The 3,872-nt window shown below is 69.8% G+C and carries 5 protein-coding genes; all 5 read right to left on the reverse strand.

The features are described 5' to 3' along the window. Window positions 1-153: 153 nt before the first annotated feature. Window positions 154-570: a PaaI family thioesterase gene (locus AC2H6A_RS18460; RefSeq protein WP_484275183.1), complete on the reverse strand. Its 417-nt coding sequence runs from the start codon at window positions 568-570 to the stop codon at window positions 154-156. Further along, complete coding sequence (locus AC2H6A_RS18465; protein WP_484275184.1) at window positions 567-1,472, reverse strand: alpha/beta hydrolase family protein; 906 nt, start codon at window positions 1,470-1,472, stop codon at window positions 567-569. Before AC2H6A_RS18465 ends, AC2H6A_RS18460 begins: the two co-directional genes overlap by 4 nt. Beyond that, window positions 1,469-2,347 (reverse strand): RNA polymerase sigma factor, encoded by an 879-nt coding sequence (locus AC2H6A_RS18470; protein WP_484275185.1) that lies wholly within the window; start codon window positions 2,345-2,347, stop codon window positions 1,469-1,471. The genes AC2H6A_RS18465 and AC2H6A_RS18470 overlap by 4 nt, the downstream gene beginning before the upstream one ends. Then, the gene (locus AC2H6A_RS18475; protein WP_484275186.1) at window positions 2,344-3,099 is read right to left on the reverse strand and encodes a hypothetical protein; all 756 of its coding nucleotides are present in this window, start codon (window positions 3,097-3,099) and stop codon (window positions 2,344-2,346) included. The genes AC2H6A_RS18470 and AC2H6A_RS18475 overlap by 4 nt, the downstream gene beginning before the upstream one ends. A 134-nt stretch (window positions 3,100-3,233) precedes the next feature. Then, window positions 3,234-3,872 (reverse strand): dehydroquinate synthase/iron-containing alcohol dehydrogenase family protein (locus AC2H6A_RS18480; protein WP_484275187.1); only part of this gene is annotated, 639 nt, incomplete at its 5' end.

Below are 3,872 nucleotides of genomic sequence, written 5' to 3' on the forward strand. Positions count from 1 at the left end.
CGGGCCGCGCGGTGCGCAGCCAGCCGTCGAACTCCGCTCCGAACTGGCTGGCGATCACCAGGGGATTCATGGGCAGTGCTCCGCATCGAGGTCCGTGATGGACTCGTCATTATCGCGAAGCTGGCCGATGAGCCGTGATGCCTTCCGATACCTTCATCGCGGCGCGTCGATGAACAGCACCGTCACCTCGGCCACCAGACGCTCGCCAGACAACAGTCGGCCGAACGCCAGCGTCGTGCGCCCGTCCTCCTCGGCCCGGTCGAGAAACACCTGCAGCCACTCGCCTTCGTCGGCCGCTGACCTGTAATCGATGGTCAGCCGTGCGGTCAGACGCCGGCGGCCGCCAGTGCGCCCGGCGAGCATGTAGCCCATGGCCGTGTCGAGCAGCGTGGCGGTGACTCCGCCATGAAGACGCCCGCGGGCGTTCAGGTGCCTGGGGCCGACCAGCAGTCCGATCTCGAGCGCATCGCCCTCGCCGCGGCTCATGAAGCCGCCGAGGGCATCGAGGACCGGGCTGCTGCGCAGGATGGGGCCGAAGCCGGATGGCACGGGTGCCTTGTCGTTGCTCATGTGCGCACCTCGCGGGAAGCAGGCCGCAGGGCCTCCTCGAAGATCGGCCAGAGGCGATCGGCAGTCTGGAGCCTGAACGCGCCGGCATGGCCGATGCGGGCGAGCCCGAGGGCGGCCGGGTCGATGGCATGGAGCGTCGATCTCGCGTTGGGCATGGCGGCCAGCAGTTTGCGTGTGCAGGTGTCGGACATGGCTTCGTCGTCAGTGAATCGGTAGGCCTGGATGCGGAACCGCGCCGATCGCAGGCTGGGCCCGATCGCGTCGGGCTCGACGCCCCATGCGAAATCGGGATGTCGGCACCAGCGAGCCCATTGCCGGATCGCCGGCGCGGGCAGGTCGCCGACCATACGCAGCGCCCGTCCGGGAAAGTAGCCGAACAGCGGTGTGAGCAGTGGTGCCGCCACATGCAGCATCAGCGGCGCGAGGCGACGCGACTCCGGAGCCCAGTCGCGCCAGTACCCGGAGCCGGCTGCGACGGCGAGGAGCGTGTCGATGCGGGTCTGGGTCAGCGCATCGGTCATGGCGGCATGATGCGTGCCCAGACTGTGCCCGATCACTGCCACCTGCGCCCCGCCGGCCATGCCGGAAAGCGCTGCCACGGCCGCCGGAAAGTCCTGACGCGCCCAGGTGAGCATGTCGGCATCGAGCCCGCGCAGCGAGCGCCTGTGCTCTGGCGCGCGCGAGGCGCCGGTGCCACGCAGATCGAAGGTGAGTACCCGGTGGCCGCGCTGCGCGAGCCAGGCGGCAAACGGTGCGTAGAAGCGTTGCGGCATCGCGAGCCCCCCGGCCACGAGCACATGCCGCCCGGTCAGTGCGGCAGGCTCGTGCACGACGGCCGCGAGCGCAACGCCATCGCTCGTGGTCAGGCACAGCGGCCGACCGGTGGGCTCAGGGTTCGTCATTGGGGCGTGCCGCGCTGCAGGAAACCCTCCTGGGCAAGCACCGCGCGGATCGCCGCACGCAGGGTTTCGGGTGCCTGGTAGGCGGGATGCGCGCGCAGCACCGAGGCCGCGTCGCACACCCGCGTGAACGCTGCGAAGTGGCGCTCGGCCTCCTGCATCTCCTCGCGGTGGATCGCGACGACGGCGCTGCGGTCCGAGCCTCGTGCCGCGGCCAGGTGTCGCACTGCGGGCAGCTGCCGCTCGCAACGGCACGCAGCCTGTGGATTGGCCAGACCGCAATGACCGCTCATGAACGCGTCGAGCCGCGAGCGGGCCCGCGACAGACGCTGCCGATAAGCGTCAGCCGAGACGCCCACGATCTCGGCGGCCTGCTTCGAATCGAGTGCGAAGACGGTGTCGATCACATAGACCAGCCGCTGCTCGCGGTCGAGCGCCATCAGCATTGACTGCGTGCAGGCCAGCGCCACCTGCCGGGCCTCGAGCTTGTCCTGCGGGCTCAGCGGCCCGGCCTCGCCGCGCGCATGCGCTAGCGTGGCTGCGAACTCCAGCCCCTGCCCGAGGCGCTCGGCGATGTCTTCCAGCGACACCTCCGGCGACTCCTTGCGACGGGTGTGGGCGCTCATCAGATGGTTATGGGCCACCCGCCAGACCCAGGTGGAGAAGGCCGCCTCTCCCCGAAAACCCGACAGGTGCGTGACCACCTTCAGCAGGATCTCCTGGGTGGCATCGGCGGCATCGTCACGATCGCCGAGAACATGCACCGCCAGCCGGTAGACGCCGGGCTGGACGGTCATGATCAGCGCATCGATCGCGGCCAGGCTGCCTCCGATGGCCTGGGCAAGCGTCTCGGCCGACGGTTCAGCGATCTTCGTCATCGTCGGGTCTCCACGGCCATGGCGTTGCCACCGTCCTTGCCCGCCATCAGGATCGGTGTGTCCAGCCACTCGATACGAGCCGGCTCGCCGTACTCTCGCACGATCCGATCGCTCCATGAGGGCTGCAGGGCATGGCGGGCGCTGGCCTCGTCCTGCCAGAGGCTGATGGCGCCCGGGCCGCCCTGCGGTGTCGTCACCACATAGGTTCGCAGCAGACCCGGGATGGCGCGCCAGGTGTCCACCGCAGCGAGGAAGCCGTCGACCGGCCTGGCCCGATCCGCCCCCGCTGCCCTGGGCACCTCGAGCAGCGTGGCCATGGCCGCCAGATCGGTGCCGGTGCTGGCGGCGAAAGACTGGGTGTCGATCACCGTCGAGACCTCGAAGAACCGCACCTCGCCTCGGGCGCCACGCTCCTTCTCGACCCGCTCGAACCAGGCTGGCGTGAACCAGGCCTGCGCGCTGGCGAGGTCCTTCCAGTGGTAGATGCCACCAAAGCGGCCGTCGGACCGCGCCAGCGAATACGCCTTGTGCGTCAGCCCGTCGATCGCGCTGTACAAGGGCATCGATTCGCGCATCTTGCGTACCACCAGAAACCGGGGCGCGTACCAGGGCGTGGGTATGCGGACGATGGTCACCACCGACGCCTCCGCGGTGTGGACCTTGTCTGCGAGCGCTTGTGCGAATGCGGGCGGGCTGACCATCGCCGCCGATGACAGCGCGGCGGCGGTGGCCGCCATCGTGAACCGGTTCATGGAGTGTCCTCGTCGAGGGCCCGGCGGACCCCTTCAATGACTTGGACCAGGCACCACGGCGATTTGTGACTGACGCGTTGCAGCGTCATCGCCAACCATGAGAGGCTCTGGGCCGCTGAGGGCCTCGGACGGGCCTACCAGCAGTCCTGGATGAGCTCCGCCAGCATCGCCTGCTCCTTCAGGAACTCGCGCTTCGGGTCGGCGTTGAAGTTCTTCAGCGAGTGCGCCACCACTGCCGGCAGGCTCTCGCGCGGGATGCCCAGTTGCGAGATCCGCGTGGGCAGACCCGCCGCCTGAAAGACCCGCTCGAGTTCGGCAGCTGCGCGATCCGGGGCGAGATCAATCGCCTCCTCGGGCTGCCACACCCCCAGGCCCTGCGCCATCCTGGCCATCGCCTGAGGATCGCGCGGACCGAGCCGGCGCACCACCGTGGGCGTGAGCGCGGTGTTGGCCTCGCCCTGCCCGACCTGCGGGTGAAGCTGGAAGATGCCGGTGGCAAAGCCGTAGACCACGCGGCTCACCCAGTGGGTGCCGATCGGCCCGCCGCCATCGTCGGCCTCGCGGTTCTGCAGGAAGGACGCGGCGCAGGCGGCGATGCGCGGCGCCGGATCGTGCGTGTCGCCCACCCGCGACAGCGCGAGCTGCGAGAGCCGGAAGGCCTGCAGGCGGTCGCCTTCGCACAAGGGCGAGGTCTGCGGCGCGCCCAGGTTCACCACCGAGCGCCAGTACACCGAGGCGCAGGTGGTGCGCACCAGCGACACCGGCGCCGTCAT

It is taken from the genome of Quisquiliibacterium sp. (assembly GCF_982640115.1).

Bases quoted from the DNA above. Each gene is read 5' to 3' on its own strand.
- AC2H6A_RS18475 (WP_484275186.1), bottom strand. From the start codon at position 3,099: ATGAACCGGTTCACGATGGCGGCCACCGCCGCCGCGCTGTCATCGGCG.
- AC2H6A_RS18465 (WP_484275184.1), bottom strand. From the start codon at position 1,472: ATGACGAACCCTGAGCCCACCGGTCGGCCGCTGTGCCTGACCACGAGC.
- AC2H6A_RS18460 (WP_484275183.1), bottom strand. From the start codon at position 570: ATGAGCAACGACAAGGCACCCGTGCCATCCGGCTTCGGCCCCATCCTG.
- AC2H6A_RS18470 (WP_484275185.1), bottom strand. From the start codon at position 2,347: ATGACGAAGATCGCTGAACCGTCGGCCGAGACGCTTGCCCAGGCCATC.